We start from the raw sequence: 4,116 nt of genomic DNA on the forward strand, positions 1-4,116 counted from the left end.
CCAAAAATGATATGAAAGAACTTCATAATGTTCGGGCCAATGTGGAATACCTATTAGAGATTTCTTCCCCACCACAACCGCAGCGCAGCACAGAAAAATCCCGTCAATAAGGTTTGCTAACTTGAATTCTATAGACCTTGACTTTCCGGGACTTCTTAACTATAATAATACTCAAGCAGGGGGACTACCTTGTAGTTGAGAAGGTTAAAACCTGACCCTTTGAACCTGTTGGCTAATACCAACGCAGGGAGCTAAAGAATACAGATTCGTATTTTTTGGACATTCTCTGTTTTGGGAATGTCCTTTTTTAATTGAATAAGATATGATATGTGTTTGCGAGGGAACTGAACAAGTTGAAAAAGGTAAGACCTGACCTCTGGACCTGTCGGCTAATACCGGCGTAGGGAAGCAATTTCTTACGCTCGTATTGCGTCTGAAAGAGCTTCTAATTGTTTTAGAGGCTCTATTTTTTTATCTTAGGAGGATCAAACATGGCATTTATGAAAGACATCTTAACCCACAACATTCCCATTTGGGAAGAATGTGCAGCTACCCCATTTGTGCAGGAAGTGCAAACTGGAAAGCTACCTCTTGAAAAGTTCAAGAGATATATGATTCAGGATAGTATCTATCTGAAAAACTATGCCCGTATATACGGCAAGGCAATTTTTCATGCTGATACATTAAGAGAAATTCAGCTTTACTATTCCATGCTGAATTTTGTAAATGATACGGAATCAGAAGTGCGTCTGGATTATCTAAAGCAATTTTGCATGACGGATAATGATATTGAACTGATCGCTCCTCTGCCTGAAAATCAAAATTACATTGATTTCATGTTTGAGATTGCGTCACATGGAAAGAATGAAGAAATTTTAATGGCGGTTCTTCCCTGTATGCTAAGTTACAGCTATATATTCCGCAAATTGGCGGCTGTTCCTACAAGCAGACAGTCAAGATATTGGGACTTTATCAAAGATCATGCGGATGAACAATATGCAGAAAGCTGCAAAGAATGGTCTGCTTTTGCAGAGCATAAATGTGCCGGGTTATCAGTAGCAAATAAAAAGTATCTGGCTGATATTTTTGAAAAAGCAAGTTTGTTAGAGCTTGCTTTTTGGAAGATGGCCTATCGGAACGAGAGAATGGAGGAAAATGCAAAATGAAAAAAGTATTGTCCATTGCCGGATCAGATTGCAGCGGAGGTGCAGGTATTCAGGCTGATTTGAAAACTTTTTCTGCTCACGGTGTATTTGGAATGAGTGTTATTGTTTCTGTTGTTGCAGAGAACACCAGCCGTGTTATCGACATCCAAGATATTACCCCGGATATGATTGAAAAACAGATTGACGCCGTATTTGAAGATATTGAAGTGGACGCAGTAAAAATCGGTATGCTTTCTACACCAGAATGTATGAAAGCGGTGGCAAAGAAACTATTACAATATAAGCCCCAAAATGTTGTAATCGACCCGGTTATGTATGCCAAAAATGGCTGCCCATTGATGAATCCTACGGCGGTTTCCACCTTGATAGACACAGTAATTCCACTTGCCGATGTACTTACTCCAAATATTCCAGAGGCAGAGAAAATAGCGGATATGCAGATTTCCACAGTTTCAGATATGGAGGCTGCCGCAAGAAAAATATATGCCATGGGTTGTAAGGCGATTGTTGTCAAGGGTGGACATCATATAGGAAATGCTGTTGATGTCCTATTTGATGGAGAAAATTTCTACCATTTTGAAACATCCCGCATTGATACGAAAAATACTCATGGGACAGGCTGTACCTTTTCTTCTGCAATCGCTTCCCAGCTTGCAAAGGGAAAAAGTGTTCCGCTTGCAGTCGAATCTGCAAAGGCTTATGTCACAATGGCAATCGAACACTCTCTTGCGATTGGAAAAGGCTGTGGCCCGACGCACCATTTCTACGAATTGTATCAGCATGGTTTATCTAAAGAATAGGCAGGTGCAAAATGAACTTTGATTATACACTTTATCTTGTTACTGATCGTCAACTAATGAGCTGCGATAGCCTGACAGAAGCGGTAGAACAGGCAATTTTAGGAGGCTGCACAATGATACAACTCCGAGAAAAAGAATTGTCCTCATTAGAATTTTACAATCAGGCTGTTGCCGTGAAACAGGTTACGGATAAATACCATATTCCCCTCATCATAAACGACAGAATAGATATTGCAATGGCTGTGCAGGCTGCGGGAGTACATATTGGACAGCATGATTTACCTGCGGCTGCCGTCCGCAAAGTAATAGGAGAAAATATGCTGTTGGGGGTATCTGCTTCTTCCATTGTAGAAGCAATACAGGCACAACAGGATGGTGCGGATTATTTGGGAGTTGGCGCAATGTTCCCTACTGGAACTAAAACCGACGCTGATTCTGTATCAATGGAAGAATTACAGAAAATCCGCGCAGCCGTTTCTTTGCCGATAGTTGTTATTGGCGGTATCAATAAGGGAAATGCAGGGCGTTTCAAGCCCATGGGAATTGACGGGCTGGCTGTTGTATCTGCCATCATAGCGCAGTCTGATATAAAAGCTGCTGCTGCGGAACTGAAAGATTTATTTTGCGGAAAGGAAAAGAAAAATGGATTTTAATGCGGCAATCTTTGATTTAGATGGAACAATTCTGGATTCAATGGATGTATGGGAGCATATAGATATTCAGTTTTTGAAAAAGAGAAATCTTCCCGTCCCGGAAAATTATGTAACTGAAATATGTGCAAGGAGTTTTGAGGAAGCCGCACAATATACCATTGATCTTTTTGGATTGCAGGAAACGGTAGAGGGAATTATTGAGGAATGGAATAATATGGCGGTCGAGGAATACAGTAACCATGTCGGTCTGCTGCCCCATGCCCTTGATTATCTTCTGCGCTTAAAAGAACATGGAATAAAACTTGCAGTTGCTACGGGGTTGCCGGAAAAGCTCTATATTCCATGCTTAAAGAACAATTCTATTTTAGAATTATTTGACGCTCTATGTTCAACAGATGAGGTTCAGCGGGGAAAAGAATATTCGGATGTCTTTGAATTGGCCGCAAGAAAATTAGGGGTTGCACCTGAACACTGTATTGTGTTTGATGATGTGCTTCCAGCAATTAAAAGCGCAAAGGCAGCCCGTATGTTAGCAGGCGGGATTTATGATAAGTATTCCGCAGATCAGCGTACAGAAATAGAAAGGATTGCGGATATTTACTTACTTGATTTTCGGCAAGCACCGATCCCACACAAAGAGGTATGAAAATGGAAAAATGGGATTTATATAATGCAAAACGGGAAAAGTCTGGAATAACAGTGTGCCGTGGAGAAATCATACCCAAAGGGCTGTATCATTTATCTGTGAGTGTATGGATCGTCAACCAGCAGGGGCAGTATCTTTTATCACAGCGGCATCCGAAAAAGCAATACCCTCTTTATTGGGAATGTACGGGTGGTTCTGTACTTTCCGGGGAAACCAGTTTACAAGGAGCAATCCGAGAGGTAAAAGAAGAATTAGGAATACTGCTTACTCCCGGAAGTGAAAAATTGATTTATCAGAGCAGACGGGAAAATGTGCAGGATTTTTACGATGTTTGGCTATTTCATAAGGATATAAAGATTGAAGAAATGCGTTTACAGGAAACAGAAGTTGTGGATGTTCAATGGGTAAATCCAGATAAGTTATTTGAGATGTTTCGCCTGAAACATCTGCACCCTCTAATTACCTATGTAGATCAGCTAATAGGCTGAAAAAGCGCCGGGCGCAGAGGTATCAAAGCCTCTGCATCTGGCGCTTCTTTTTTGTCATTTTTCCCGCATTTAGAACCCCGTTTTGCGGGGAACAGGATAACTTTATCCACCTGCCTGCCTGCCATGCGGAAAAACCCTTGATTTCCGTGGACTTTTAACGCCCTAAATGCGTAGACAGGAGGTATCTTTTCCGCTGGCGCTCAGCCTTTTAATTCCGTGTTGCACATGAGGCGGAAATCTTACTGCACCAGACAGCGAAGAATCATTTTGACGAACTGGGAATCAAAAAGCTCCCCTCTGTCAAATCTCTCCGAGAGGAATACACCGATCTTCTGGAACAAAAACGGAAAGCCTATTCTGCCT

Annotated in this window: 5 protein-coding genes and 1 riboswitch; all 5 genes read left to right on the forward strand. The window is 41.5% G+C overall.

The window, feature by feature from the left end:
- Positions 1 to 167 precede the first annotated feature (167 nt).
- Positions 168 to 267, forward strand: a riboswitch (TPP riboswitch).
- Positions 268 to 491: 224 nt separating this feature from the next.
- Genes LG34_RS14850 through LG34_RS14870 form a run of 5 tightly spaced genes read left to right on the forward strand, consistent with a single transcriptional unit; the run spans position 492 to position 3,753 of the window.
- On the forward strand, positions 492 to 1,166 hold the full coding sequence (locus LG34_RS14850; RefSeq protein WP_077326107.1) for a TenA family protein: 675 nt from the start codon (positions 492 to 494) through the stop codon (positions 1,164 to 1,166).
- Positions 1,163 to 1,966 carry a bifunctional hydroxymethylpyrimidine kinase/phosphomethylpyrimidine kinase gene (gene thiD / locus LG34_RS14855; protein ID WP_004611583.1) on the forward strand — a complete coding sequence of 268 codons (804 nt, stop codon included), beginning with the start codon at positions 1,163 to 1,165 and terminating at the stop codon, positions 1,964 to 1,966. Before LG34_RS14850 ends, thiD begins: the two co-directional genes overlap by 4 nt.
- Positions 1,967 to 1,977: 11 nt before the next feature.
- Positions 1,978 to 2,619, forward strand: a complete 642-nt coding sequence (thiE, locus tag LG34_RS14860; protein ID WP_077326105.1) for a thiamine phosphate synthase — start codon at positions 1,978 to 1,980, stop codon at positions 2,617 to 2,619.
- Entirely contained in the window at positions 2,609 to 3,265 is a 657-nt protein-coding gene (locus LG34_RS14865) for an HAD family hydrolase (RefSeq protein WP_005361145.1), read from the forward strand. Before thiE ends, LG34_RS14865 begins: the two co-directional genes overlap by 11 nt.
- Positions 3,266 to 3,267: 2 nt before the next feature.
- On the forward strand, positions 3,268 to 3,753 hold the full coding sequence (locus tag LG34_RS14870) for an NUDIX hydrolase (RefSeq protein WP_223385983.1): 486 nt from the start codon (positions 3,268 to 3,270) through the stop codon (positions 3,751 to 3,753).
- Positions 3,754 to 4,116: the final 363 nt, after the last annotated feature.

It is taken from the genome of Eubacterium ramulus, assembly GCF_003122485.1.
Classification (GTDB): Bacteria; Bacillota; Clostridia; order Lachnospirales; family Lachnospiraceae; genus Eubacterium_I; species Eubacterium_I ramulus_A.